This is a genomic window from Streptomyces sp. NPDC058373 (genome assembly GCF_042723275.1).
In the GTDB taxonomy this organism is placed as follows: domain Bacteria; phylum Actinomycetota; class Actinomycetes; order Streptomycetales; family Streptomycetaceae; genus Streptomyces.
The window spans coordinates 87,357-112,691 of record NZ_JBHXJE010000007.1; the positions used below are offsets into that span (position 1 = coordinate 87,357).

Genomic DNA, 25,335 nt, shown 5'->3' on the forward strand with positions numbered 1-25,335 from the left:
CGTAACCCTTGGTTACACCCAGGTCAGGGATGTGCTGTCGCTCGGGCCCCGGATGCGGTGGTGTCCCGTAGCCTCGGCCGTCGCCCGGCCCGGACGGGTGGCCTCACACGCCGGCCGGGCTCGGTCCTGGCGTCGCCTGCGGCAAGCCTCGGCCCGGCCGGCTGTGAGGCCGGGCGTGAGCGCCGCGTGCCCCGGGCCAGGAGTCCCGGCCCGGGGCACGCGGCGTCGGTCACCGACGGTCAGTACCGGACGACGGCGGCCACCCGGCCGTCCTCGGTGAGGGTGCCGTCGGGGACGAACCGGACCTCGGCGTCCCCGTCGAGCGCCGTCTCGACCAGCGTGTCGACGATGTCGGTCTCCACCCCCTCCGGCGGCGGCCCCTCGTCGGGCAGCTCCACCGGGTGCAACTGGCGCTCGGCGTCGATCCGGCCGGCCGCGGCGAAGTTCTCCTCGACCAGCAGCAGCGACGCCCGGCGGTCGGCGACGACGCTCCAGACCTCGGCCAGGCCGCCGCTGAACCGCTTGGCGCTCCGGGCGTCGTCCAGCGCGGCCAGGTCCTGGCGGACCAGTTCCCTGGCGTACTCCTCGCGGGCCGGGGCGATCCGCTCGGACAGCTTCGGCCAGCTGTCCGTGTCCTGTCCGGCCGCCTCGACGCGCCCGGCCAGCTTCGCCGCGTGCCGGGAGATCTGCTCGAAGCGGGAGAGGACCTCCACGCCCCCGACCACGAAGAGCGGCAACGGCTGGGCGTCCAGCGCGCGGGTCAGCCGCTCGTCCACGTCGGTCACGTACTGGCGGATCCGCTCGTCGCGGATGGAGCTGGGGTTGCGGCCGTAGATCGGGCCCGGGATGGCGTCCTCCGGGTCCGGGATCTCCGGCGGGGCCGGGAAGCCGTGGTCCTCGACCTCGGTCAGCCGCTCGCCCTCCCCGATCCACAGCCGGGACATCTCCTGGTCCAGGACGAGGACGTAGTACGGGCGGGCGTGCAGACGGGCGGAGACCAGGGCCCGGGTGAGGTAGGTGTCGGAGAACTCGACCCGGGTGGGGAGGTCCACGGAGGTGGTGAGCTGCCAGGTCTGGAGCTGCTCGCCGGGAGCCGCGAGGAGCAGCAGGCCGTCCCCGGCGTAGACGATGTCGTCGAACTCGCGGAAGGACTCCTCGCGCAGGACGTTCTCCAGCTCCAGCCGGGCGTCCCGTTCCACCTGGGGGTCCTCCTGGAGGCGCTTGCGAGCCTCGGAGAGGAGGTTGCGCAGCCTGATGAAGTCCTGGTCGCGCTCGGGTCGGGTGCGGTGCGTCGGCATGAGCAGCGAGACCGCCGGATAGGGCCGGGGCCTGCGCAACTCCTTCAGCACGGCCGGGGTCAGTTCGCTGGTGTGCATCGACGGCTCCCAGTGCGCTATCGGCGAAAGGTCCACTCCAGGGGAACACCGGCAAGGTGATCCCGCGACTCGCGTGCCCGGGTGCCCCTCCGGAAAACCTGCCGCCGGTCCGGCCCGTCCGCCGGTGGCGGCGCCCGGCGCGTGGGCGACACTGGGCGGGTGAGAACCGAGGACACCGCCTTCGTCGGAGGGCCGCTGGACGGCCGCGTACTGCCCGTGGTGACCGGGCTGACCGGCCAGGTCCCGGCCCGTTACGAGGTGCCCGTGCCGGAGGGCGAGACCCTCGTCTACCTCCGGGAACCGGCCGCCCGGGGCCGCCGCACCGGCATCGTGCGCGGCTGGATGTACGTGTACGCGCCCGACGCCCCGCCCGGCGGGCGCCGCGTGCGCTGGCCCTGGTCGAAGCGGCCCGGCCGCGACTGACCCGGGGCCGGTGCGGCGGAACGGGTGACAGCGCCCCCGAGGTGGCGCAGCACCGGGCGCGGGCCGGCCCCCGCGGCACCAGGCTCAGCGGTACGGGGTGGACGGCCCGCCCCGTTCCGGGAGGTGCGCGGGTGTCGGGCAGATGGAGGGCCGCGGCGACCGCCGCGCTGGCGGCGATGGCGCTGGGCGCGGCACCGGGGGCCCCGGCGGCCCCCGATCCACGCGGGGGCGGCGCGGCCGAGCTGCTGACGGAGCTTCAGCGGCTCCACCGCGAGCTGGGCGAGGCGACCGAGACGTACCAGGCGACCAGCCGCTCCCTGACGGAGCAGCGCGACCGCAACCGGCGGCTGGGGGCCGGTCTGGTCAAGGCGCGGATCGCGCTGGCCGAGGGCCGGGACGCGGCGGGGCAGTTCGCCCGGCGGCAGTACCAGGGCGTGGTGGAGGTCTCCCCCACACTGCGGCTGCTGCTGGCCGCCGACGCGCAGGGCGCCCTCGACCAGGAGCACGTGCTGCGCCGGGCCGCCCGCGACCGGGTCGCGACGGTGGCGCGGCTGACCTCCGCCGAGCGGCGTGCCTCGCAGCTGGCCCGGGAATCGCGGGCGGCGCTCGACCGGGAGCAGGTGCTGGCCGCGCGGCAGCGTACGGAGCGGGAGGCGGCGCGCGGCAAGCTGGACGAGGTGGAGTCGCTGATCTCCGCGCTCTCGCCGGAGCAGCTCGCCGAGGTCGAGGGGGTGGAGGCGGAGCGCGGCGAGGAGGCGCAGCGCGAGCTGGTGGCGGCGGGCGGCCTCAGCACGACGGGCGCGGTGCCGACCCGGCGCGGCGAGCGCGCGGTCCGGTTCGCGGTGGAGCAGATCGGCAAGCCGTACGTCTGGGGCGCCGAGGGCCCCGACTCGTACGACTGCTCCGGGCTGACCTCGCAGGCGTGGCAGACGGCGGGGGCCCAGGTCCCGCGCACCAGCCAGGAGCAGTGGGCCGAGCTGCCGCGGGTGCCGCTGCGCGACCTGCGCCCCGGAGACCTGGTGGTCTACTTCCCGAAGGCGACCCACGTCGCCCTCTACCTGGGCGACGGCCTGGTGGTGCAGGCCCCCCGCCCCGGCGCCAAGGTCAAGGTCTCCCCGCTCGCCGCCAACCCGGTCCTCGGCGCGGTCCGCCCGGACCCGGACGGGGCGCCGGTCCCGGTGTACGAGCCGCCGGAGCTGCCGGAGGGGGCGCGGGAAGGGGCGGACACCGGGTACCGGGACGAGGAGGCGCCGGCGGAGTGAGGCCTGCGGGCTCCCCCTCCCGGGTGGCTGCCTCCGGTCGTACGTCAGGTGGACGAAGCCGGCCTTCAGCACCGTGTGGCCGGTCAGTTCCCAGTGCCGGGGCTCGAAGGCGGCACCGGCGCCGAACAGCGGGGTGCCGGTACCGGCGGTCAGGGGGGCCAGCTTGAGGATGACCCGGTCGATCTCGCCGTAGAGGGAACCGGCCAGCTTGCCGCCGCCGACCAGCCAGATGCCTTGCCCTCCTCCTGCTTGAGGGCGCGGACCCGCTCGACCGCGTCGCCGCGGACCAGTTCCACGGCGGGGCCCGGCCCCTTCTCCAGCGTGCGCGAGAAGACCAGGTGGCGCAGGTGCGGGTAGGCGTCGTCGACGCCGCCCGCCAGCCCCACCTGGTAGGAGGCGCGGCCTTCGAGGACCGTGTCGAACCGGGTGCCGGGCGGTCACGGAGAGGGCGTCGCGGGCGGGGCCGGGCAGGGTCTCCGGGTACCCGGCGATCAGGTGCGCGAGGCTGTCCTCGTCGACGGGGGTTCAGAAACCGTCCGGACCGGTCGGGTTGCCGCCGTCCGGCCCGGTGACGAAGCCGTCGAGGGTGGAGGCGACACAGTAGACGAGCTTGCGCAAGGGAGGCCCTTCGGACGATCGGCGACGGAGGGCGCCCGGACGGGCGGGCGCGTCGGCCATGATGGCCTGTCACTTCGCTCGCGCCCAGCGGTTTCCCGTATGTCCGGGGTGGGCGGGGTGGAGGCCCCCGCACCGAAGGCCGGCGGCGATGCTCCGAGGGGCGCGCCAAGGCTCTCGCCCGCCGGGGACACAGGCTTCCCTAGACCTCGGAGGGGCCGACCGGAGGGCCGACCGGAGCCCGGCCGACGGTGAACACCGCGCCCGGAAAGGCGTGTTCGACCGGCCCCGCGTACCGGGTCGAGGCGCGGGCCACCGCCTCGCGCCCCGACACCAGGTAGCCCGAACAAGGGTTGTCCGCGCTCGGGTACGGCGTCGCGGACCCGAGGACGGTGAGGCGCAGGGGATCGTCGCTCATCCCGGGATGTTAGAGCAACCGGACACCGGGAACGGCGTGAGCCGCCCACCGGATGTTCGCGGTGGGCGGCTCGTGGGCCGTCGCGCGTCGGCAAGCCCGCGGTCTCACCGGGGGCGGCCGGACGTCCGAGGTGCGGGTCAGGCAGCGTCCGCCTGGGCCACCTCGGCCAGGTACGCCTCGGTCTTCTCCGGGTCGAAGAAGAAGTTCTCGAAGTCGGCCGGGTCGTCGAAGCCGTTGGCGAAGCGGTCGGCGACCCGCTGGTACCGCATGCCGGAGCCGATCAGCTTCAGCACGTGCTCCGGCGGGACACCGAGCATGGCGTTGGTCCACTTCACGACGTGCTGGGCGGTGTTCCAGTAGCCGTCGAAGGTGGCCTGCATCCACTCCTCGTCGAACGGGCGGTCGCCGTGTCCGAGGATCGAGGAGAGGTAGGAGGCGGCGCACTTGGAGGCGGAGTTGGAGCCCTGCCCGGTGATCGGGTCGTTGGCCACGACCACGTCGGCGACGCCGAGGACCAGGCCGCCCGAGGGGAGCCGGCCGATGGGCTTGCGGACCGTCGGGGCGTACCGCCCGGCCAGCGTGCCGCCCGCGTCGGTCAGCTCGACCTGGGTGGAGCGCGCGTACTCCCAGGGCGTGAACTTCTCCATCAGCTCCAGGGTCAGCGCCAGGTGCTCGGAGGGGTCCTTGACGCCCTGGAAGGCGTCGAGCGGGCCGCCGGGTATGCCCTCCCAGAAGAGGATGTCGGCGCGGCCGGAGGTGGTGTACGTCGGCATGACGAAGAGCTCGCCGACGCCGGGCACCAGGTTGCAGCGGACCGCGTCGAACTCGGGGTGCTCGGGGCGCGGGCCCATGCCGTGCACGTAGGCGACGGAGAGGGCGCGCTGCGGGGTGGTGAACGGCGAGCGCGAGGCGTCGCGTTCGAACATGGAGACCAGTTCGCCCTTGCCCGCGGAGACCATCACCAGGTCGTAGGTGCGGGCGAAGTAGTCGAGGTCGGAGACGGCGGCGCCGTGGATGACGACCTGGCCGCCGCGCTCGGCGAAGGTCTCCATCCAGCCGGCCATCTTCACCCGCTGGTCGACGGACTGGGCGTAGCCGTCGAGCATGCCGACCCAGTCCACGGCGCGCGAGGAGTCGGGGGCGGCGACGGAGACGCCGAGCCCCTTGATCTTCGGGGCCTGGGACTCCCAGAAGTTGGCCTGTATGTCCCGCTCGTGCTGGAGGGCGGTGTGGAACATGCACTGGGTCGACATGACCCGTCCGGTCCGGATCTCGTCCGCGGTGCGGTTGGACATGAGGGTGACCTCATAGCCGTTCGCCTGGAGCCCGAGGGCGAGCTGGAGCCCGGACTGGCCGGCTCCGACGATCAGTATTCTCCGCATGGCGGGTTCTCCTTGCGTTGCGCGCGCCGCGGCCGGTCCGCCGCGGCGCGCCTGCTGCTATTCGGGGGTGACGTCGAGCGCGTGGCCGACCAGCGCGAGCAGCGTCTCGATGGCCGAGACCCGCATGCGGGCGTCCATGACGATCACAGGGATGTGCGGCGGCACTGTCAAGGCCTCCCGTACGTCCTCGGGCTCGAACTTGGTACTCCCGTCGAAATGGTTGACGGCGACGACGTACGGCAGCCCGCAGCTCTCGAAGTAGTCGAGGGCGGGGAAGCAGTCGGAGAGCCGCCGGGTGTCGGCGAGGACGACGGCGCCGATGGCTCCGCGCACCAGGTCGTCCCACATGAACCAGAACCGCTGCTGGCCCGGCGTGCCGAACAGGTACAGGACCAGGTCGTCGTCGAGGGTGATGCGGCCGAAGTCCATGGCGACGGTGGTCGTCGTCTTGCCCGGCGTCTCGGTGAGGTCGTCGGTCTCCTCGCTGGCCTGCGTCATCAGCGCCTCGGTCTGCAGCGGGGTGATCTCCGAGACCGTGGTGACGAGCGTCGTCTTGCCGACGCCGAAGCCGCCCGCCACCACGATCTTGGTGGCTATGGGGGCCCGGGTCTTGTCCCGCTGCCAGGGCTGGAGCGTCTCCTCCGACTCGGCGGCGGGGAGGAGGTCAGAGACGGCGGAGTCCATTCAGCACCCTTTCGAGCAGTGCGCGATCGGGCTGCCCCGGGCCGTGCCCGTTGCCGTACACGCGGATCTTTCCCTGGTCGGCGAGGTCGCTCAGGAGCACCCTCACCACGCCGAGCGGCATCTTCAGCAGTGCGGCGATCTCGGCGACGGTGCGCATGCGGCGGCAGAGTTCCACGATCGCCTGCATCTCGGGCATGATCCGGGCCGCGCCGAACGTGCCGTTGGGCAGTTCCTTGCGCTCCTCGGGTGCCTCCAGGGCGGCGACGAAGGTCTCCACCAGCAGGACGTGCCCGAACCGGGTCCGGCCGCCCGTCAGCGAGTACGGGCGGACGCGGGCGGGTTTGCGGTCGCCTCCCCTGCGGGGCAGCTTGGTGGTGCTCACTTGGTGCTCTCCATCGACTGGCGAAGTTCACTGCGGAGTTCGGGGGTGAGCACGTGCCCGGCCCGGCCCACGAACAGCGCCATGTGGTAGGCGACGACGCTCATGTCGCAGTCGGGGGTGGCGTGGACACCGAGCAGCGAGCCGTCACTGATGGACATGACGAAGAGGCTGCCCTCTTCCATGGCGACCATCGTCTGCTTGACGTTGCCCGCCTCCATGAGCTTCGACGCCCCGATGGTGAGGCTGCCGACGCCCGAGACGATGGTGGCGAGGTCGGCGCTGGAGCCCTTCGGTCCGTGCGGAGCCTCTCTCTCCTGCGGCTCGTTCCTCCCCGGGTCGGAGGAGAGCAGCATCAGCCCGTCGGAGGAGACCACCGCGACCGACTTCAGGCCCGGCACCTCCTCCACGAGGTTGGTCAGCAGCCAGTGCAGGTTCCGTGCCTCTGAGCTGAGTCCGTTCTGACGGGAAGTAGCGGATGTTGGACTGGACGCAGTCAACTGCGAGCCTCCTCGGCTGAGTCCCCCTGAGCTTCACCGGTTGTTCCTCCCAGGCCCGGCTGCTCCGCGATCTCGGCTTCGACATCGCGGCGGCCGGCCTGGGCCCCCGAGTGGAAACCGCCGAGCCGGCGCCGGAGTTTCTCGGCGTCGACGCCGCCGGTGCGCTTCTTCGGCGCGGTGGTCGGGGCGGTCAGCTTCGGGGTGCGCTTGGGCAGCCCCTTGACCGTGACCCGCTCGGCGGGCTCGGCGGGCTGCTGGTCGAGAGCCGGCCTGGGGGCCGGCACGGAGTCGGACGGGGCCGCGGCCTCGTCCCGGGTGCGCTCGTGCGCGTCGGGTCCTATCGCGTACGGGCCCGGGGCGGCGGGCTCGTCGGCCTCCCGCGGCTCCTCGGGCGAGGGGGCCTCCTCCTCGGCGGCCCGGTCCTCGGCGGGGGCGGCGGGCTGCTCGCGGCGCGGGGACGGGAGGTGGAGCTCCATCGTCGTCTCGGGAGAGGACTCCCGGGCGGGCTCCGGAGCGGCATCGGCCTCGGAGGCGTCCGGGGCCGCGGCTTCGGCCGGGGTGTCCTTGCCGGGGGCCTCCCCGGCGGCCGGCGCGGCGGTGTCGCGGGGGCCCGCCTCGGCGGAGTCGGCACCTTCCGTGGCGTCGGCCGGGTCCTCGGTGCCCCGCTCGCGTACCGCCTTCTCGGCGGCGGCGATGACCGGGTCGGCGGTGTCGCGGGCCAGGGCGCCGTCGTCCTGGCCGTCGCGGCGCGGGGCGGGCAGGACGTTGGAGTTGGCCTCGGCGTCCGCGCCGGGCAGCTGGACCGGGGCCGAGCCGCCCGCCGCGTCGGCGGAGGCGGGCAGGGTGCCCGAGGGTGCGGCGGCCAGGATCGACTTCGGCAGCACCACGACGCTGGTGACGCCGCCCTGCTGCTGGGTGCGGAGCCGGACGCGGATGCCGTGCCGGGCGGCGATACGGGCCACCACGTACAGGCCGAGCCCCAGTCCGCCGTCGCCGTCCGGCTCGTAGAGGCCGTCGGTGCCGACGCGGGCGAGACGCTTGTTGAGGTCGCCCAGGCGCTCCTCGGCCATGCCGATGCCCTCGTCCTGCACGGAGAGCATCACCTCGCCGCTCTCCAGCAGCCAGCCGGAGACCTCGACGTGGGCGTCCGGCGGGGAGAACGAGGTGGCGTTCTCCATCAGTTCGGCGAGCAGGTGGCTGAGGTCGTCCGCGGCGAAGCCCGCGAGGTGCGAGTGCGGGGGCAGCGTGGAGATGCGGATGCGCTCGTACCGCTCGGTCTCGCTGACGGCGGCGCGCGCGACGTCGACCAGCGGCACCGGTCCCGCGTGGCTGTGGCCGTGCTCGGCGCCCGCGAGGACCAGCAGGTTCTCGCTGTGGCGGCGCATCACGGTGGCGAAGTGGTCGAGCTTGAAGAGGGTGGCGAGGCGGTCGGGGTCCTGCTCGCTCTCCTCCAGGTTCTCGATGACGGTCAGCTGGCGCTCGACCAGGCCGAGGGAGCGCAGCGCCAGGTTGACGAAGGTGCCGTGGATGGACTGGCGGGCCCGCTCCAGGTGGGCGGTGGAGGCGGCCAGCTCCTTGCGGAGGGCGTCGCGCTCCTCGGCCATCGAGACCCGCTCGCCGACCAGGTGCTTGCGGTCGGCCTCCAGGCCGGTGAGCCGCTCGTGCAGACCGGTGAGATGGGCGTGCAGGGCGTTGACGGAGCGGACGACCTCGGCGAACTCGTCGTCGCGCCCGGTGAACTTGATGGGCTCCTCGCCCGCCGGGTCGGCGGCGAGCCGGGCGGTGCCCAGCCGCAGCACGGCCAGCGGCCGGGTCAGCGAACGGGCCATGCCCATGCTCATGCCGACCGCCAGCAGCAGGCAGAGACCGACCAGGCCGATCTGGATCTCCAGCGCCAGCACGTCGTCGTCGCGCTGCTCGGCGAGCTGGCCGGTACGGGCCGCCGCCAGGGCGTTCTCCACCCCGCGCATCTGCTCGATCCTGGCGGTGAGGGCCGCGTCGACCTTGTCGGGCTCGAGCGCGGTGTCCTCGGCGGAGAGGGTCGGCGCGCCGGTGAGCCGCGCCAGGTACTTCTCGGCGGTCGTCACCTCGGGGCCGCTGACCGTGTTCCGGTACGAGGCCTTGTTCTCCGGGGAGGCACCCCGCTCGAACGCCGCCAGCGCGGCCCGCTCGGCGACCTGCGCCTGCTGGGCGGCGGCGCTGAGCGCGTTACGGGTACGGCTCTCCTCGGCGGTGCCGCCCTGGCTCTGCACGGGCAGGCCGGTGACCGGGTCGATCGTCGTCTGCGGGGCGCTGCTCGGCACCGCGAGCGCGGCCAGCAGCAGACCGCGGGTGGCGGTGGCCTGCTCGACGGCCCGGTCGAGGTCGGTGAGGGCGAGCCGGCCGGCGCCGCTGCGGGTGGGGAGCTTGGCGACCAGTTCCTGGGCTGTGCCGTGGAGTTCGCCGATGGCGGTCGCGTACGCGTTGTGGGCGTCGAGGGCGTCGCCCTTGCCGGTCAGCGCCTGGCGGCGGACCGCGCCGATGGTGTCGAGGGTCTCCCGCAGGGTGTGCGGGGCGCCCTCGCGGAGCTCCTCGACCTGCCGGTCGACCCGGGCGCTGCGCTTCTCCGAGAGGCCGCTGCCCTCGGGCCGTCCGGCCGCGATGTAGGCGGTGACCTCGTCGCGTTCGTCGGCCAGCGAGTGGGAGAGCGTCACCGCCTGCTGGGTCAGTTCGGAGAACTCCACCAGCTCCTGGGCGTCGGTCGCCTGTCCGGAGGCGGCGACGACCGAGGGGACGCCCGCGCCCGCGACGGCGGCGGCGACGACCGCGACGGCGATGATCAGGCGGTTGCGCACGCGGGCCTTGCGTGCGGGAGGGGCGGCGGGTTCGGGGGTCGGGGCGGACGCGTCCGACTGGTTGACCGTCCGGTCGTCCTTGCCCCGAGGCCTCTTCTTCTGCACCGGTGCTCGCATTCTTGACTCGTCTACCCAAGGGCCCGGGTGACGTCCTGTCAGCACGAGCTCCCTTCCGGAACGGCTCTCGACCCTCCCAGTGCGTGTGAGCAGTGGTCGCGCATCGTGTGCCGGGCCACCCGAAGGAGTGAACATCGACCGGGAGTTGGCGGGCAAGTCTTCCCCTCCCCCGCTGAGGACGTGCGCGGAGCGCCGGTTGGACGTTACCCGTCCGCTTTGGCAGGATGCCCCGCCGCCACAGAGCCGGAGTTGATCATTCCAGGTAAAACCCGGCGGCGTGGCCGAGCGCCCGTCACATGCTGCCGCAGCCAGAGCCCATCATGCAGACTGAGCCGGTGCACATCGACCTGACCACGGAAGCCGGGGCCCCGGATCACCCGAACGAGGACTACTGCTCGGTCGCGCTTCCCGCGCACGGGCAAGGAGGTTGCCTCGTCCTGCTGGACGGGGTCACGCCTCCGGCCGGGAACGACGGGTGTACGCACTCGGTGCACTGGTTCACCGCGCGGCTCGGCGGGGCGCTGGGCGAACTGTCCGTTTCCCGGCGGGACATGACGCTCGGGGAGATCCTGGCGGAGGGTGTCGCGCGTACCGCCGAAGCGCACAGTTCAACCTGTGACCTTTCTCACGCCCGGACGCCTCAGGCGACGGTGGTGCTGGCGCGTTGGGGGGACGAGGCGGTCGAACACCTGGTCCTGTCCGACTCCACGCTGCTGCTGGAGCGGGCCGACGGGACGCTCGTGCCCGTCCAGGACACGCGGCTCGACGTGCTTCCCTCACCCGTTCCCGAACTGCGGGACGCGGTGCGGGCGCTGCCCGACCACACACCGCTGCCGCAGCGCGAGGCCGCGGTACGGGCCTACGTCGACGCGGTCGAGGCGCTGCGCAACGCCGAGGGCGGGTTTCACACGGCCGCGGCCGATCCTGGCGTCGCCCGCCTCGCCGTCACCGGGAGCACGCCCCGGACGGAGCTGCGCTCCCTGACCGCGCTCACCGACGGCGCGACCCGCTGGGTCGACCGCTTCGGCGGCACCTGGGCGGGCACCCTCGACCTCATCCGCACCCAGGGCACGGCCCACCTCCTCCAGGCCGTCCGCGACCTCGAACACGCCGTCCCCTCCCCCCGCGGCAAACGCCACGACGACGCGACAGCGGCACACATCGCCCTGTGAACCGGGCTACGGCGGGGTGACCTCAAGCGCCGGTCAGGCTGACCAAGATGGCCTCAAACGCCGACCGGCCTCGATGTGGCCCCAAACGCCGGCCGGGCTGCACAAGATGGCCTCAAACGCCGGCCAGGCTCAACTGCGGCCCCAACCGCCGGCCGGGCTGCAAGGGGTGCGGTCGAATCTCGACTGCGGCGCGGTACCGGCAGCTCCCGGCCCAACCGACCACCTCTCAGCCCGGCCGACCACCTCTCAGCCCGGTCGGCGCTTGAGGCCATCTGTGACGGATGCCGACAGACCCGTCGGCCGTGACGACTCCCGGACGCACCACGAATCCAGCCCGGCCGGCGCTTGAGGCCACCCCCGGAGCCCGGTCGGCGTCGACAACGCTCGTGATCAATACACCTACTTGCCCTCCGTCAGCACCCCGTTGAGCTGACGGAGAAGCCGGGCAAGCTCCCCCACATCCCGCCGATCCCAATCGGCAAGCCTCCGCACATAGACCCCCCGCCGCGCAGCGCTCACCGCCGCCACCCGCTCGGCGCCGAGCGGCGTCACCCGCAAGAGGGACGCGCGCCGGTCCCCGGGGTCGACCGCCCGGTCGATGAGGCCGAGTTCCTCCAGCCCCCCGAGCTGTCGGCTGATGGTGGCCTTCCCGACGCCCATGTAGGCGGCGAGGTCGGTGGCCCGCTGGGGCCCGCCCTCGATGAGGCGTACGAGGAGTCCGTAGGCGGCGGGCTCCAGTTGGGGGTGGACCGCCCGTGCCAGCTCCGCCTGTCCGGCCCGGGCCCGCCGGAAGAGCAGGGAGAGTTCGCGCTCCAGGGCCAGGAATTCCGCGTCCGCCTCGCCGGGGGAGCCGTCGTCAACACCCATGTACCGATTTCCGTCTCTGAAAGATTCCCCGCGCCGGGGCCGGCTCCCTCCAGCTTGGCGCAGTTCTCCGCAGGAGTAGACCACCGGCGGCCCCTCGGCCCCCTTCCACGTGCGTAGCTTTCGTGCGGCATGCACACGCCACAGCACCTCTCCCCCCGCGTCCATGGAGGCCCGTCACGCCCGTCCCCAGATCCGGAGCCCGCCGTGCCCGCTCCCGCCTCACCGCGGCCGGGGTCCTCCTCGCCGCCCTCTCCCTGCTGGTCACCGTGGGCCCGGCCGCGCGGGCGCCGCGCAGGACGAAGCCCGGGCCGGGCCCCTCGGGGAGGGGCCCGGCCCGGGCTTCCGTGCGGGCGGGCCGTGGGGCGGCCCGTCCGGTCAGGCGGCGACCGGAACCGCCACTCCGGCCGGGGTGAGCGCGATCTCCAGCACCTGCCGGACGTCGCTCACCGGGTGGACGTCGAGCCCTTCGAGGATCTCGGCGGGGACGTCGTCCAGGTCGGCCTCGTTCCGCTTGGGGATGACCACGGTGGTGATCCCCGCGCGGTGCGCCGCCAGCAGCTTCTGCTTGACGCCGCCGATCGGCAGCACCCGGCCGGTCAGCGAGACCTCGCCGGTCATCGCCACGTCGGTGCGGACCAGCCGTCCGGAGAGGAGCGAGGCGAGAGCGGTGGTCATGGTGACACCCGCGCTCGGCCCGTCCTTCGGGACCGCTCCGGCCGGGAAGTGGATGTGCGCGCCCCGGTCCTTCAGGTCCGCGACGGGCAGCTCCAGTTCGGCGCCGTGCGAGCGGAGGAAGCTCAGCGCGATCTGCGCCGACTCCTTCATGACGTCACCGAGCTGACCGGTCAGGGTCAGTCCGGACGCGCCGGTCTCCGGGTCGGCCAGCGACGCCTCGACGTAGAGCACGTCACCACCCGCGCCGGTCACCGCGAGCCCGGTGGCCACGCCCGGCACCGACGTGCGGCGCTCGGACGGGTCCTGGGCGGACTCCGGCACGTGGTGCGGCCGGCCGATCAGGCCGCGCAGGTCGGCGTCGGTCACGGTGAACGGAAGCTCCCGCTCCCGCAGTTCGTGCTGGGCCGCGACCTTGCGCAGCAGCCGGGCCACGGAACGCTCCAGGTTCCGCACACCGGCCTCACGGGTGTACTCGCCGGCGAGCTTGCGCAGCGCCGAGTCGGCCAGTTCCACCTCGCCGGGCTCCAGGCCCGCCCGCTCCAGCTGGCGCGGGAGCAGGTGGTCGCGGGCGATGACGACCTTCTCGTCCTCGGTGTAGCCGTCGAGGCGGACCAGTTCCATGCGGTCCAGGAGCGCCTCGGGGATGGATTCGAGGACGTTGGCGGTGGCGAGGAAGACCACGTCGCTGAGGTCGAGCTCGACCTCCAGGTAGTGGTCGCGGAAGGTGTGGTTCTGCGCGGGGTCGAGGACCTCCAGCAGCGCCGCCGCCGGGTCGCCCCGGAAGTCGGAGCCGACCTTGTCGATCTCGTCGAGCAGGACCACCGGGTTCATCGACCCGGCCTCCTTGATCGCCCGCACGATGCGGCCGGGGAGCGCGCCGACGTAGGTCCGCCGGTGGCCCCGGATCTCCGCCTCGTCACGCACGCCGCCGAGGGCGACCCGGACGAACTTGCGGCCCATCGCGTGGGCGACGCTCTCGCCGAGCGAGGTCTTGCCGACGCCGGGCGGGCCGACGAGGGCCAGCACGGCACCGCCGCGCCGCCCGCCGACGACGCCGAGGCCGCGGTCGGCACGGCGCTTGCGTACGGCGAGGTACTCGGTGATGCGCTCCTTCACGTCCTCAAGACCCGCGTGCTCGGCGTCGAGCACGGCCTGCGCGCCGGGGATGTCGTACGCGTCCTCGGTGCGCTCGCTCCAGGGCAGTTCGAGGACGGTGTCGAGCCAGGTGCGGATCCAGGAGCCTTCGGGGCTCTGGTCGGAGGCCCGCTCCAGCTTCTCGACCTCCTTGAGGGCGGCCTCGCGGACCTTCTCGGGGAGGTCGGCGGCCTCGACGCGGGCGCGGTAGTCGTCGCTCTCGTCCTCCTCGCCCTCGCCGTTCAGCTCGCGGAGTTCCTTGCGGACGGCGTCGAGCTGGCGGCGGAGCAGGAACTCACGCTGCTGCTTGTCGACGCCCTCCTGGACGTCCTTGGCGATGGTCTCGGCCACGTCCTGCTCGGCGAGGTGCTCGCTGAGGTGCTCGGTGGCGAGCTTCAGCCGGGCGACCGGGTCGCCGGTCTCCAGCAGGGCCACCTTCTGCGCGGTGGTCAGGAAGGGCGAGTACCCGGAGTTGTCCGCCAGCGTGCCCGGCGTGTCGATCTGCTGGATGCGGTCGACCACCTGCCAGGCGCCGCGCTTCTGCAGCCAGGAGGCGGCCAGCGCCTTGTACGCCGTCATCAGCTCGGTCACCGAGCCGGGCAGCGGCGAGGGCACGGACTCCTCGACGGGCGTCCCCTCGACCCAGAGCGCGGCACCGGGACCGGTCGTCCCGGCGCCGATCCGCACCCGGCTCCGGCCGCGCACCAGCGCGCCCGGGTCTCCGTCGGACAGGCGCCCGACCTGCTCCACGGTGGCGAGGACGCCGACCGCGGCGTACGTGCCGTCGACGCGCGGGACGAGCAGCACCTGCGGCTTGCCCCCGTCGGGCCCGGCCGCGGCCTGCGCGGCTTCGACGGCGGCCCGTACATCGGTTTCGTTGAGGTCCAGTGGCACGACCATCCCGGGCAGCACCACTTCGTCATCGAGCGGCAGCACCGGAAGAGTCAGCGGTGTGAAGGCCTGGGACTCAGCAGCCATGATCTCCCCTTCGGCAGTCAAGTTGAGCTATACCGACTCAATGCTTCTGCGCTCCGGGATGTTCCCCCAAGGGCGTTCGCTGTGGGCGAACGGGGATCAATGCCGACCGAGGCCCCCGTTCGAGGGCCGGCCTCACTCGGGGCAACAGCACGGGGCCCGGATGGATTCCTGTCGGCCGGAGGGCGCGCCGCCGGAGGGGTGCACGAGCTCGCCTGAAGTCGCAGAACGAGGGATCGTCGCAGGTCAGAGCCTCAACGGACCCGCACCGGGCGCCGTAACTGTACCTTCCGTACGGTACAGTTACGCCGCTCGGCGGACGGGTCGGCGGAAGGGTGCGGGTGCGGGATGGTGCTGAGTGCGCGGCGGCGGTGGCTGCTGCTGGCGGTGGTGAGTGCGGGGCTGCTGCTCATCACGCTGGACAACTCGATCCTGTACGCGGCGCTGCCGACGCTGGTGGAGGAGCTGGGGGCGAGCAGCGCGCAGAGCCTGTGGATCATCAACGCCTATCCGGTGGTCATGGCGGGGCTGCTGCTGGGCAGCGGGACGCTGGGCGACCGGGTGGGGCACCGGCGGATGTTCCTGATCGGGCTGGTGGTCTTCGGGGCGGCCTCGCTGGCCGCCGCCCTTTCCCCGGCGCCGGAGGCGCTGATCGCGGCGCGGGCCTTCCTGGCGGTCGGCGCGGCGGCGATGATGCCCGCCACGCTGGCCCTGATCCGCGTCACCTTCGCCGACGAGCGGGAGCGGAACGTCGCCATCGCCGTCTGGGGCAGCCTGGCGATCGTGGGCAGCGCACTGGGGCCGATCGTCAGCGGGGTGCTCCTCCAGAGCTTCTGGTGGGGATCGGTCTTCCTGGTCAACGTCCCCGTGGTCGTGGTGGCGCTCATCGCCACGCTGGTGCTTGCGCCCGCGGGCGGCGCGGACCCGGGCAAGCACTGGGACCTGCCGTCGTCGCTGCTGGCGCTGGTCGCGCTGGTCGGCCTGGTCGTCGCGATCAAGGAGACGGCGAAGGCGTCCCCCTCGCTCGTGGCCGCCGCCGTCGCCCTGCTGGCGGCCGCCGTCGGCGGGTGGGCCTTCACCCGGCGGCAGCGCCGCCTGCCGGATCCGCTGCTCGACTTCGCGATCTTCCGGAACCGGGCCTTCCTCGCCGGAGTGCTGGCCGCCGGGTTCTCCATGTTCGCCATCGCGGGCGTCCAGTTGATCACCACCCAGCGCTTCCAGCTGGTGGAGGGGTTCACGCCGCTGCGCGCCGGTGTCCTCGTCGCCGCCGTCGCGCTGGGCGCGCTGCCGACCGCCGTGGCCGGGGGCGCCACTCTGCACCGGGTCGGCCTGCTGCCGATCGTCGCGGGCGGGCTCGCCCTCAGCACGGTCGGCGCCGTGCTGGTCCTGCTCCACTTCGACACCAGCATGGCCCTGCTCGTCACCGGGCTGCTGGTCACCGGCGCCGGTCTGGGCGCGGCCATGTCCGTCGCCTCCAGCGCGATCATGGGCAACGTCCCGGCCCGCCGGGCGGGAATGGCCTCCTCGGTCGAGGAGGTGTCGTACGAGTTCGGCAGCCTGGTCGCGGTGGCGCTGCTCGGGAGTCTGCTGACCGCCGTCTACTCGGCGACGCTCCAGCTGCCCGCCGGCGCTCCGGAGGGCGCGCGCGACAGCCTGGACGCCGCGCTGGCGCTGGCCGGGGAGGGCGCGCGGTCCGACGCTTCGCTGATCGCCGCCGCCTCAAGGGCGTTCGACGGGGCGTACGGGGCGGTGATGCTGGTGGTGGCCGGGGTGCTGGCGGTCGGTACGGTCGCCACCGGCGTGCTGCTACGCCGCCACGGCCCGGGCTCGGCACTGACCGGCCCCGTGTCCCCCTGACCCTCACCCTCACGGCCCGGGAGCACCATGCGCACCAGCAAGCGGACCCAGATCCTCGACGCGGCCGCCCGCCTCGTCCAGCGCGAGGGGGTCAAGAGCGTCACCTTCGAGTCGGTGGCCGCCGAGTCGGGGCTGACCAAGGGCGGGCTGCTGTACCACTTCGCGACCCGCGAGGAGCTGGTCCGGGCGATCCACCAGCACCTGGCCGACCGGTGGGAGGCGGACATGGCGGCGGCCGCGGGGAAACCGGCCGCCGAGGCGACCGCCGCCGAGCGGCTGGCGGCGTACGCGCGGGTCACCACGCAGAGCGCGACCCGGGCCGAGCTGCTCTTCATGCTCGAAGGGTCGACCACCCCCGAGCACGCCGCCTCGTGGGACGCGGTCCTGGAGCGGTGGGCGCCGCCCGCGGCGGGTTCGGCGGACCCGGTCGCGCTCGACCGGTTCGTGGCCCGGCTCGCCGCCGACGGGCTGTGGCTGTACGAGTCGCTGACCGGGGAGCGGCTCGACCCGGGGCTGCGGCGGGCCGTGGCCGAGCGGATCGCGGGGGAGGCCGCCGACGGCGAGGGGTGACGCGCGACGGCGGGCCCGGCCGTGGTGGCCGAGCCCGCCGGGCGGCGGTGCGTACGCGCCGGGGTCAGTCCGTGCCGGACTCGATGGCGGCGCGGTCGAGCGCCGTCTCCTCGGTGGTCTCGCCGCGTGAGGCGATGGCCTCGGCGCCGCCCTGGTCCATGGCGCCGATCAGGCCGGTCGACGCGGCCTGGGCGGCGCCGATCAGCGTGGGGTGCTCGGTGCCGACGATGCCGATGCCCGCGTACTGCTCCAGGCGGGAGCGGGAGTCGGCGATGTCCAGGTTCCGCATGGTGAGCTGGCCGATGCGGTCGACGGGGCCGAAGGCCGAGTCCTCGGTGCGCTCCATGGAGAGCTTGTCCGGGTGGTAGCTGAGCGCCGGGCCCTGGGTGTCGAGGACCGAGTAGTCCTCGCCGCGCCGCAGCCGCACGGTGACCTCGCCGGTGACGGCCGAGCCGACCCAGCGCTGGAGCGACTCGCGGATCATCAGCGCCTGCGGGTCCAGCCAGCGGCCCTCGTAGAGCAGCCGGCCGAGGCGGCGGCCCTCGTTGTGGTAGGCGGCGACGGTGTCCTCGTTGTGGATGGCGTTGACCAGGCGCTCGTAGGCGATGTGCAGCAGCGCCATGGCCGGGGCCTCGTAGATGCCGCGGCTCTTGGCCTCGATGACCCGGTTCTCGATCTGGTCGGACATGCCGAGACCGTGGCGGCCGCCGATCGCGTTGGCCTCCATGACGAGGTCGACGGCGGAGGCGAACTCCTTGCCGTTGATGGTGACCGGGCGGCCCTGCTCGAAGCCGATCGTCACGTCCTCGGTGTCGATCTGGACCTCGGGGTCCCAGAACTTCACGCCCATGATCGGGTCGACCGTCTCGATCCCGGTGTCCAGGTGCTCCAGTGTCTTGGCCTCGTGGGTGGCGCCCCAGATGTTGGCGTCGGTGGAGTACGCCTTCTCGGTCGAGTCCCGGTAGGGCAGCCCGTGGGCGAGCAGCCACTCCGACATCTCCTTGCGGCCGCCGAGCTCGGAGACGAAGTCCGCGTCGAGCCAGGGCTTGTAGATCCGCAGGTGCGGGTTGGCGAGGAGACCGTAGCGGTAGAACCGCTCGATGTCGTTGCCCTTGAAGGTGGAGCCGTCGCCCCAGATCTGGACCCCGTCCTCCAGCATCGCCCGCACCAGCAGCGTGCCGGTGACCGCGCGGCCCAGCGGCGTGGTGTTGAAGTACGGCCGCCCACCCGAGCGGATGTGGAACGCGCCGCAGGCCAGAGCCGCCAGCCCTTCCTCGACCAGCGCGGCACGGCAGTCGACGAGACGGGTGATCTCGGCGCCGTAGGCGGTGGCACGGCCGGGCACGGAGGCGATGTCGGGCTCGTCGTACTGGCCGATGTCGGCGGTGTACGTGCAGGGGACGGCGCCCTTGTCGCGCATCCAGGCGACGGCGACCGAGGTGTCGAGCCCGCCGGAGAAGGCGATGCCGACGCGCTCGCCGGTGGGGAGGGAGGTCAGGACTTTGGACATAGCAAGACTATGCAACAGAACGCATGCTCATGCAACGTCGCCAGGTCGGAGGCCCCGCCGGAGCCGTCGCCGCGAACCGCCGTGAACCACACGCGCCCCACCCGTCGATAGAGGGGACGTGAGACTGTTCCGCCCCCTGGGGGCACCGGAGGAGAACGACGCGGCCCTGCTGCGCGCCGTCGCCGCGGGCGACTCGGCCGCCCTGGCCAGGCTCTACGACCGGCACGCGGGGTGGCTCCAGGCGCGGCTGAGCAGGCGCTGCCGCCGCCACCGGCCCCGCGCGCCGGCCGGGGCGGGGGCGCTGGTGGCGCTGCTCCTGGCGCACGGCGGCGCGTTCCCCGGCGTGCGGCCCGCCCTGCTGCTGGTGGCGCCACTGCTGCCGCTGGCCGGGGTGGCCCTGTCGTACGGGCCGCACACCGATCCGCTGCACGAGCTGGTGGCGACCTCGCCCGGCGGCGGGCTCCGGCTGCTGCTGGTGCGCGGGGGCGCCGTGCTCGCGGTCTGCGTACCGCCGCTGACCGTGGCCGGGGCGCTGCTGCCACCGGTGGCGGGCGGGCCCGGACCGGCGGCGTGGCTGCTCCCGGCGCTGGCGCTGACGCTCGGCGCGCTGGCCCTCGGGTCGTACCTGGGGTGCCGGAACGCGGTGGCGGTGGTCGGCGGCCTCTGGTCACTCGGCGTGCTGGCACCGGTGGCGGTGCGGTACGGCGCGCTCCCCGCGGAACTCCTCGCCCAGAGTCTCGCCCCCTGGTTCTCCTCCCCCGCCGCGCAGGCCGGCTGGGCCGGCGCGGCCGTGTGCTGTGCCGCGCTGCTCGCCGTGCGCCGCCATTCCTTCGACCGACTGGAGACCGCGTGAACGCGACCACGATCCGGGTGGACGGGCTGCGCGTCCGCCACCGCGGGAGCGCCGCCCTGGACGGGGTGGACCTCGAGTTCACCACCGGTGTCCACGGGTTGCTCGGGCCGAACGGCGCCGGGAAGACCTCGCTGATCCGGGTGCTGGCAACCGCCGCCGGGCCCGCGGTGGGCCGGGTGGAGATACTCGGCCACGACCTGGCGGGGCGCGCCGGACGCACCGAGGTGCGGCGGCGGCTCGGCTACCTGCCGCAGCACTTCGGCCACTACCCCGGGTTCACCGTGCGGGAGTTCGTCTCCTACATGGCGTGGCTCAAGGAGGTCCCGGCGGCCTCCGCGCCGCGGGCGGTGGAAGGCGCGCTGGACCGGGTGGGGCTCACCGCGAGCGCGGAGACCCCGCTGAAGCGGCTCTCCGGCGGCATGGTGCGGCGGGCCGGGATCGCCCAGGCCCTGGTCAACGATCCGGCGGTGCTGCTGCTGGACGAACCCACGGCCGGGCTCGACCCCGAGCAGCGCGTCGGATTCCGGGCGCTGCTGCGCTCGCTGGCCGACGAGGCGACGGTGCTGGTCTCCACCCACCTGGTGGAGGACGTGGCCGACGCCTGCTCCACGGTCACCCTGCTCGACGCGGGCCGGGTCGCCCTGCGCGACACCCCCTCGGGTCTGGCCCGCAAGGGCACCAAGGCACCGGAGGAACTGGGCGGCAACGCGCTGGAGCGCGGCTACACGCTGGCCCTGCGCGACCACCGCTCCGCCGGGGGTGTGCGATGAGCGCGCCCACGACGGCCCGTCCGGCACCGGCCGCGCCGCACACCGGGGCGGCACCGCACCCCTGGCGCAGCGAACTGCGGCGCGGGATCGCGCCCTGGGCCGGGGTCGCGGTGCTGCTGACGAGTGCCGTGACGATGGGGGCGAAGGCGGCCGAGTGGCAGGGCGACTGGGCCGGGACCCACGGCCTGCTGCGGTGGACGACCATGCTGGTCCTCGGCCCGCTGGTGGCCGCCGCCGGCTGCCTGCAGGGCGGCCGGGAGGCCCGCCGGGGCACCGGTGACCTGCTGCGGCAGGCGGTGCGCGGGCGCCCGGCCCGGACGCTCGCGGCGCTGGGTCCGCTGGTGGTCTGCGTGGTGGCGGCCCAGCTCGTGGGCGCGGCCGGGGTGTACCTGGCGACGTGGCCGTACTCCATGGGCGGCGGGCCCACCCGGGGGGCACGGGCTGCTGCACGCGGCGGACACCGTGCTGCTGGCCGGGCTCACGGCGGTCGGCTTCGTGGTCGGGCGCGTGGTGCGGTGGCGGGGCGCCGGACTGCTGGTGGCGCTCGCCTGCTACGTGCTCTTCTCGATCTCCACGTACGTCGGGACTCCGCTGACCTGGCTCACCCCGGCGCGGCAGCCGGGCCTGAGCGAGGACGTGCCCGCGTTGTGGCTGGCCCCCGTGATCGCGGTGTGGACCGGCGGCCTCGCCCTGACGGCGCTGACCGGCCACACGGCGCGGCGCAAGCTCCTCGCACTGGCTCCGCTGGTGGCGGCCGCCCTCGCCGGGACGGTACTGGTCCAGACCGGTGGCGACGCATGGCGCACCGACCCCCGCGCCCAGCGCCTGGTCTGCGACGGCGGGGCGCCGCGGATCTGCGTGACCGAACGCCACCGGAACATGCTCGCCCCGGCCGGGGAGGCGCTGGCGGGGCTGCGGGAGCGGCTGGCGGGAGCGCCGGGCCTGCCCGAGCGGTTCGTGGAGGACCGGCGGGGCCACCGCGTCCGGCGGGGCTCCGGGGAGGTCCAGCTGCCGATGTTCACCCCGCTCGGCCGCACCGTGGTGCGCGGCGAGCTGACCGACCACGCCGTGTTCGCGTGGGAGGCGACGGCCGCGCTGCTCTCCCCGGACTGCCCCGAGCCCGTCGGCGGCGAGCTGGAGGAGGTGGTGTGGAGCCACCTCGCCCCGGCCCATCAGCGGAACCTGACCGATCCGGCCGCCGCACTGGAACGGGCCAACCGGTACGGCCGTACCGAAGAGGTCGCCAGGACCCGTACCGCGCTCAAGAAGCTCGACCGGCTCCGGGCCCTGCCCGAGGCCGAGCGCGCCGCCTGGCTCGGTGCGTACCTGTCCGCCGCCCAGCGGTGCGACTCCTCGGCCCTGCCGACCCTCTGACCGTGCGGGGAACGCCGCCCCGCGAGGGGAGGGCGGCGCCCCCCGCACCGCCACCCCGAGCGCCTCCCCGGAGATCGCCGAGCCCAGATTGGACCAGACCTCTGATGACAACCCTCCCGGGAACCGCCCCGCCCCTGCTCCACGCCCGCCTCCACGGACTCGCCCCCGCCGCCGCCTGCCTCGCCCTGCTCGTCGCCGCCGTCTGGTGGACCGGCGGCGCGACCGTCGGCATCGGCGACCCGGACAGGGCCCCGCTCGCCGCCCTCGCCCCGGCGCTGGCGGCCGCGCTCGCCGTCGGCGCCTCGGCCTCGCGCGGCCCGGAGGTCGAGGCGGGCACGGTCCGGGCCCGCTGGTGGCTGCGGCTCTGGCCGCTGCTGGCGCTTTCCGTGCCGACCACCGTCCTGGTGGCGTGCGCCCCGGGCGCCGACGCGGCGGTGACCGTGCGGAACGCGGTCGGCGCGGCCGGGCTGGCCGCCGGCGCCTCGGTCGTGGCCGGGGCTCCGCTCGGCGGGCTGCTCGGCGTGGCCCACGCGGCGGCGGTGTGGCTGGCGGCGCCGCCCGCGCACGGCCGCCGGTACGACGTGCCGGCCTGGCCCGCGGCCGAGGCGGGGGCGCCATGGGCCTGGGCGGCGGCGCTGGCGGTGGGGGCCGCCGGGGTCGCGGTGTGGCTGGTGCGCGGGCCGCGGGCGGAGCGGACGGCAGTGGGGTGAGGCCCGGCCGCGGCAAGGTCCCGGCGCGGCGGGCGGCCGGTCCTCCCGTGCCGGGCGGCACCTCGCCGGGGTGGCGCTCGACCGATCCGCTTGTCCGCCCGGCCGCGCCCCGGCCAGGATGGGGCCGCCACCGCGCATCCCGCGTCCGCCCGACCCGCACCCGGAGGTCCCCGACATGCCCGCCCCGCACCCCGCCCCCTTCGGCGCCGAGGACGCCGCGCCCGAGGTGCTGGACCGCCGGGAGGGCCCGTACGGGGAGGTGGTGCTGCGGCGGCATCGCGGGCTGCTCCAGATCATCGCCAACGGGACGTTCCTGATGGACACCTCCGACGGGCGCTCCGAGCGGCTGCTGGTCGACGCCGCGCGGGACGCCCTGGACGGACGGGACGCACCGCGGGTGCTCATCGGCGGGCTGGGCGTCGGCTTCTCGCTGGCGCACGCGGCGGCCGACCCGGCGTGGGGGCGGATCACCGTGGTGGAGCGGGAGCCCGCCGTCATCGACTGGCACACCGCGGGAGAGCGGCCTCCGCTGGCCCGCATCTCCGGTGCGGCCCTCGCCGACCCGCGCACCGAGGTGGTCCGCGCCGACCTGCTGGCGCACCTGCGCACCACCTCCGCGACGTACGACGCGCTCTGCCTCGACATCGACAACGGGCCCGACTGGACGGTGACCGAGGACAACGACGGGCTGTACGCGCCGACCGGTCTGGCGGCCTGCGCGGCGCGGCTGACCGGCGGCGGCGTGCTCGCCGTCTGGTCCGCCCAGCCGTCCTCCGTTTTCGAAAGAACGTTGCGTAAATGCGGATTCCGGGCGGTCCGTACCGAAGAAATCCCCGTTGCCCGGGGCGTCCCGGACGTTGTGCACCTCGCCGTCAAGGCCGCGTAGCCCCCAGCCCCGTCCAGCCCTTACGCTGCTCACCATCCCCCGGATCTCCCCATGAGGTCCGGCATACCAACCAGGCGCACTTCCAGGGGCGGGCGATGGAGCACACACAGACCTCCCACAACGGCAATTCGGCGGCGACGCCGGGTGCACAGCGCCGGGTGCTGGTGGTCGAGGACGACACCACGATCGTCGAAGCCATTTCCGCCCGACTGCGGGCCGAGGGCTTCCTCGTGCAGACGGCGACGGACGGACCCGCGGCGGTCGACACCGCCGAGGCGTGGCAGCCCGATCTGCTGATTCTCGACATCATGCTGCCCGGCTTCGACGGCCTGGAGGTCTGCCGCAGAGTCCAGGCCCAGCGTCCGGTGCCGGTGATGATGCTCACGGCGCGGGACGACGAGACCGACATGCTGGTCGGGCTCGGCGTCGGCGCGGACGACTACATGACCAAGCCGTTCTCCATGCGGGAGCTGGCGGCCCGGGTCCACGTCCTGCTGCGCCGCGTCGAGCGGGCGGCGCTCGCCGCGGCCACGCCCCGCAGCGGCATCCTGCGGCTGGGCGAACTGGAGATCGACCACGCCCAGCGCCGGGTGCGGGTCCAGGCCGAGGACGTCCACCTGACGCCGACCGAGTTCGACCTGCTGGTCTGCCTGGCCAACACCCCGCGCGCCGTCCTCTCCCGCGAGCAGCTGCTCGCGGAGGTGTGGGACTGGGCCGACGCCTCCGGCACGCGGACGGTCGACAGCCACATCAAGGCGCTGCGGCGGAAGATCGGCGCGGAGCGCATCCGCACGGTGCACGGTGTCGGCTACGCCCTGGAGACGCCGACGCCATGAGTGGCCCAGCGGCCCCCCAGGGCGGGTACCGGCCCTTCTCCGTGAAGACGAAGCTCGGCGCGCTGGTCGTCATCTCCGTGCTGATCACCACGGGCCTGCTGATGGTCGCCGTGCGCACCGACACGGAGCTGCGGTTCATCACCGTCTTCTCGATGATCGCCACGCTGCTGATCACGCAGTTCGTGGCGCACGGCCTGACGGCGCCGCTGGACGAGATGAACTCGGTGGCCCGCTCCGTGTCGCACGGCGACTACACCCGCCGGGCGCGCGGGGCGGACCGGCGCGACGAGCTGGGCGACCTGGCGCACACCATCAACCGGATGGCCGACGAGCTGGAGTCGCAGGACCTGCACCGCAAGGAGCTGGTCGCCAACGTCTCGCACGAGTTGCGCACCCCCATCGCGGCGCTCCGCGCGGTGCTGGAGAACGTCGTGGACGGCGTCTCGGCGGCCGACCCGGAGACGATGCGGACGGCGCTGAAACAGACCGAGCGGCTGGGCCGGCTCGTCGACACGCTGCTGGACCTCTCCCGCCTCGACAACGGTGTCGTCCCGCTGAAGGCCCACCGCTTCGAGGTGTGGCCGTACCTCTCGGGGGTGCTGAAGGAGGCCAACCTGGTCGCCTCCCAGCGCCGGACCACCTCCGGGTCGGGCAACCACAGCCGTACCGACGTCCATCTGATCCTCGACGTGGAGCCGGTCGACCTGACGGCCTACGCGGACATCGAGCGGCTCCACCAGGTGGTGGCCAACCTCATCGACAACGCGGTGAAGCACTCCCCGCCGAGCGGCGCCGTCACTGTCCGTGCCCGCCCGGGGCAGGGCCCGCAGTCGCTGGAGCTGGAGGTGCTGGACGAGGGTCCCGGCATCCCCGAGTCGGAGTGGCACCGGGTCTTCGAGCGGTTCAACCGGGGCAGCGCGGCCAAGCCGCACGAGCCCGGCGCGGACGGCGGGACGGGGCTCGGCCTGGCCATCGCCCGGTGGGCGGTGGATCTGCACGGCGGGCGCATCGGAGTGGCCGAATCCGCACGTGGCTGCCGTATTCGCGTCAGCCTGCCGGGGTCGCCCGAGGCGCACGGTTGACGCCCGAGTGGCGTACTGTTCATAGCGGTAACGCAGTAACGACGTGCCAACTGACAGGGATGCGGGCCCGAGGG

At 74.0% G+C, this 25,335-nt stretch carries 22 protein-coding genes and 1 pseudogene; 12 read left to right on the top strand and 11 right to left on the bottom strand.

Going from position 1 to position 25,335, the window contains the following annotated elements:
- Window positions 1-239: 239 nt before the first annotated feature.
- Window positions 240-1,376, bottom strand: coding sequence for a hypothetical protein (locus ACFWMZ_RS07050; protein ID WP_383199897.1), 1,137 nt, complete (start codon window positions 1,374-1,376; stop codon window positions 240-242).
- Window positions 1,377-1,535: 159 nt separating this feature from the next.
- On the opposite strand from ACFWMZ_RS07050, the gene ACFWMZ_RS07055 reads away from it, so the two are divergent.
- On the top strand, window positions 1,536-1,799 hold the full coding sequence (locus ACFWMZ_RS07055; protein ID WP_383174977.1) for a hypothetical protein: 264 nt from the start codon (window positions 1,536-1,538) through the stop codon (window positions 1,797-1,799).
- 176 nt (window positions 1,800-1,975) lie between these two features.
- Entirely contained in the window at window positions 1,976-3,061 is a 1,086-nt protein-coding gene (locus tag ACFWMZ_RS07060; protein WP_383199981.1) for an NlpC/P60 family protein, read from the top strand.
- 149 nt (window positions 3,062-3,210) lie between these two features.
- On the opposite strand, the gene ACFWMZ_RS07065 is transcribed toward ACFWMZ_RS07060, so the two are convergent.
- The 7 genes and pseudogenes from ACFWMZ_RS07065 to ACFWMZ_RS07095 all read right to left on the bottom strand — a co-directional run bounded on the left by ACFWMZ_RS07065 (window position 3,211) and on the right by ACFWMZ_RS07095 (window position 9,978).
- The gene (locus ACFWMZ_RS07065; protein WP_383199900.1) at window positions 3,211-3,447 is read right to left on the bottom strand and encodes a hypothetical protein; all 237 of its coding nucleotides are present in this window, start codon (window positions 3,445-3,447) and stop codon (window positions 3,211-3,213) included.
- Between the two features lie 557 nt (window positions 3,448-4,004).
- Window positions 4,005-4,094 (bottom strand): annotated as a pseudogene (locus ACFWMZ_RS07070) (MBL fold metallo-hydrolase); the annotation flags it as partial.
- Window positions 4,095-4,231: 137 nt separating this feature from the next.
- Window positions 4,232-5,476 (bottom strand): styrene monooxygenase/indole monooxygenase family protein, encoded by a 1,245-nt coding sequence (locus ACFWMZ_RS07075; protein WP_383199903.1) that lies wholly within the window; start codon window positions 5,474-5,476, stop codon window positions 4,232-4,234.
- 57 nt (window positions 5,477-5,533) lie between these two features.
- A complete protein-coding gene (locus ACFWMZ_RS07080) occupies window positions 5,534-6,160 on the bottom strand; it encodes an ATP/GTP-binding protein (protein WP_383174968.1) in 627 nt (208 codons plus the stop codon).
- Window positions 6,141-6,542 carry a DUF742 domain-containing protein gene (locus ACFWMZ_RS07085; protein WP_383174965.1) on the bottom strand — a complete coding sequence of 134 codons (402 nt, stop codon included), beginning with the start codon at window positions 6,540-6,542 and terminating at the stop codon, window positions 6,141-6,143. The genes ACFWMZ_RS07080 and ACFWMZ_RS07085 overlap by 20 nt, the downstream gene beginning before the upstream one ends.
- Window positions 6,539-7,039: a roadblock/LC7 domain-containing protein gene (locus ACFWMZ_RS07090; RefSeq protein WP_383174962.1), complete on the bottom strand. Its 501-nt coding sequence runs from the start codon at window positions 7,037-7,039 to the stop codon at window positions 6,539-6,541. The genes ACFWMZ_RS07085 and ACFWMZ_RS07090 overlap by 4 nt, the downstream gene beginning before the upstream one ends.
- Complete coding sequence (locus ACFWMZ_RS07095) at window positions 7,036-9,978, bottom strand: nitrate- and nitrite sensing domain-containing protein (protein ID WP_383199905.1); 2,943 nt, start codon at window positions 9,976-9,978, stop codon at window positions 7,036-7,038. Before ACFWMZ_RS07095 ends, ACFWMZ_RS07090 begins: the two co-directional genes overlap by 4 nt.
- Window positions 9,979-10,310: 332 nt before the next feature.
- On the opposite strand from ACFWMZ_RS07095, the gene ACFWMZ_RS07100 reads away from it, so the two are divergent.
- The gene (locus ACFWMZ_RS07100; protein ID WP_383199908.1) at window positions 10,311-11,162 is read left to right on the top strand and encodes a hypothetical protein; all 852 of its coding nucleotides are present in this window, start codon (window positions 10,311-10,313) and stop codon (window positions 11,160-11,162) included.
- Between the two features lie 399 nt (window positions 11,163-11,561).
- Here the strand turns inward: ACFWMZ_RS07100 and ACFWMZ_RS07105 are convergent, their stop codons facing one another.
- Window positions 11,562-12,029, bottom strand: coding sequence for a MarR family winged helix-turn-helix transcriptional regulator (locus ACFWMZ_RS07105; protein ID WP_383174953.1), 468 nt, complete (start codon window positions 12,027-12,029; stop codon window positions 11,562-11,564).
- A gap of 375 nt (window positions 12,030-12,404) precedes the next feature.
- Window positions 12,405-14,816 (bottom strand): endopeptidase La, encoded by a 2,412-nt coding sequence (gene lon, locus ACFWMZ_RS07110; RefSeq protein WP_383199911.1) that lies wholly within the window; start codon window positions 14,814-14,816, stop codon window positions 12,405-12,407.
- Between the two features lie 345 nt (window positions 14,817-15,161).
- On the opposite strand from lon, the gene ACFWMZ_RS07115 reads away from it, so the two are divergent.
- The gene (locus ACFWMZ_RS07115; protein WP_383199914.1) at window positions 15,162-16,670 is read left to right on the top strand and encodes an MFS transporter; all 1,509 of its coding nucleotides are present in this window, start codon (window positions 15,162-15,164) and stop codon (window positions 16,668-16,670) included.
- Window positions 16,671-16,697: 27 nt separating this feature from the next.
- Complete coding sequence (locus ACFWMZ_RS07120; RefSeq protein WP_383174944.1) at window positions 16,698-17,240, top strand: TetR/AcrR family transcriptional regulator; 543 nt, start codon at window positions 16,698-16,700, stop codon at window positions 17,238-17,240.
- Between the two features lie 64 nt (window positions 17,241-17,304).
- Here ACFWMZ_RS07120 and argG read toward each other — a convergent pair whose 3' ends face one another.
- Entirely contained in the window at window positions 17,305-18,750 is a 1,446-nt protein-coding gene (gene argG / locus ACFWMZ_RS07125) for an argininosuccinate synthase (protein WP_383174941.1), read from the bottom strand.
- A gap of 118 nt (window positions 18,751-18,868) precedes the next feature.
- Here argG and ACFWMZ_RS07130 point away from each other — a divergent pair, with 118 nt between their 5' ends.
- The 7 genes from ACFWMZ_RS07130 (at window position 18,869) to ACFWMZ_RS07160 (ending at window position 25,261) form a co-directional block, all read left to right on the top strand.
- Window positions 18,869-19,603: a hypothetical protein gene (locus tag ACFWMZ_RS07130; protein WP_383199916.1), complete on the top strand. Its 735-nt coding sequence runs from the start codon at window positions 18,869-18,871 to the stop codon at window positions 19,601-19,603.
- Entirely contained in the window at window positions 19,600-20,373 is a 774-nt protein-coding gene (locus ACFWMZ_RS07135) for an ATP-binding cassette domain-containing protein (protein WP_383199920.1), read from the top strand. Before ACFWMZ_RS07130 ends, ACFWMZ_RS07135 begins: the two co-directional genes overlap by 4 nt.
- 462 nt (window positions 20,374-20,835) lie before the next feature.
- Window positions 20,836-21,747: a hypothetical protein gene (locus ACFWMZ_RS07140; protein WP_383199923.1), complete on the top strand. Its 912-nt coding sequence runs from the start codon at window positions 20,836-20,838 to the stop codon at window positions 21,745-21,747.
- A 104-nt stretch (window positions 21,748-21,851) separates the two neighbouring features.
- Window positions 21,852-22,457, top strand: coding sequence for a hypothetical protein (locus tag ACFWMZ_RS07145; RefSeq protein ID WP_383199926.1), 606 nt, complete (start codon window positions 21,852-21,854; stop codon window positions 22,455-22,457).
- 175 nt (window positions 22,458-22,632) lie between these two features.
- A complete protein-coding gene (locus tag ACFWMZ_RS07150) occupies window positions 22,633-23,343 on the top strand; it encodes a spermidine synthase (protein ID WP_383174927.1) in 711 nt (236 codons plus the stop codon).
- 95 nt (window positions 23,344-23,438) lie between these two features.
- Window positions 23,439-24,179 (top strand): response regulator transcription factor, encoded by a 741-nt coding sequence (locus ACFWMZ_RS07155; protein ID WP_383174924.1) that lies wholly within the window; start codon window positions 23,439-23,441, stop codon window positions 24,177-24,179.
- Window positions 24,176-25,261 carry an ATP-binding protein gene (locus ACFWMZ_RS07160; RefSeq protein WP_383174921.1) on the top strand — a complete coding sequence of 362 codons (1,086 nt, stop codon included), beginning with the start codon at window positions 24,176-24,178 and terminating at the stop codon, window positions 25,259-25,261. Before ACFWMZ_RS07155 ends, ACFWMZ_RS07160 begins: the two co-directional genes overlap by 4 nt.
- Window positions 25,262-25,335 lie beyond the last annotated feature (74 nt).

What these genes read in the sequence shown, in the direction of transcription:
- ACFWMZ_RS07050 (WP_383199897.1), bottom strand. Translation starts at nt 1,376, where the DNA reads ATGCACACCAGCGAACTGACCCCGGCCGTGCTGAAGGAGTTGCGCAGG.
- ACFWMZ_RS07060 (WP_383199981.1), top strand. Translation starts at nt 1,976, where the DNA reads ATGGCGCTGGGCGCGGCACCGGGGGCCCCGGCGGCCCCCGATCCACGC.
- ACFWMZ_RS07075 (WP_383199903.1), bottom strand. Translation starts at nt 5,476, where the DNA reads ATGCGGAGAATACTGATCGTCGGAGCCGGCCAGTCCGGGCTCCAGCTC.
- ACFWMZ_RS07080 (WP_383174968.1), bottom strand. Translation starts at nt 6,160, where the DNA reads ATGGACTCCGCCGTCTCTGACCTCCTCCCCGCCGCCGAGTCGGAGGAG.
- ACFWMZ_RS07100 (WP_383199908.1), top strand. Translation starts at nt 10,311, where the DNA reads ATGCAGACTGAGCCGGTGCACATCGACCTGACCACGGAAGCCGGGGCC.
- ACFWMZ_RS07105 (WP_383174953.1), bottom strand. Translation starts at nt 12,029, where the DNA reads ATGGGTGTTGACGACGGCTCCCCCGGCGAGGCGGACGCGGAATTCCTG.
- lon (WP_383199911.1), bottom strand. Translation starts at nt 14,816, where the DNA reads ATGGCTGCTGAGTCCCAGGCCTTCACACCGCTGACTCTTCCGGTGCTG.
- ACFWMZ_RS07115 (WP_383199914.1), top strand. Translation starts at nt 15,162, where the DNA reads ATGGTGCTGAGTGCGCGGCGGCGGTGGCTGCTGCTGGCGGTGGTGAGT.
- ACFWMZ_RS07120 (WP_383174944.1), top strand. Translation starts at nt 16,698, where the DNA reads ATGCGCACCAGCAAGCGGACCCAGATCCTCGACGCGGCCGCCCGCCTC.
- argG (WP_383174941.1), bottom strand. Translation starts at nt 18,750, where the DNA reads ATGTCCAAAGTCCTGACCTCCCTCCCCACCGGCGAGCGCGTCGGCATC.
- ACFWMZ_RS07145 (WP_383199926.1), top strand. Translation starts at nt 21,852, where the DNA reads ATGACAACCCTCCCGGGAACCGCCCCGCCCCTGCTCCACGCCCGCCTC.
- ACFWMZ_RS07150 (WP_383174927.1), top strand. Translation starts at nt 22,633, where the DNA reads ATGCCCGCCCCGCACCCCGCCCCCTTCGGCGCCGAGGACGCCGCGCCC.
- ACFWMZ_RS07155 (WP_383174924.1), top strand. Translation starts at nt 23,439, where the DNA reads ATGGAGCACACACAGACCTCCCACAACGGCAATTCGGCGGCGACGCCG.
- ACFWMZ_RS07160 (WP_383174921.1), top strand. Translation starts at nt 24,176, where the DNA reads ATGAGTGGCCCAGCGGCCCCCCAGGGCGGGTACCGGCCCTTCTCCGTG.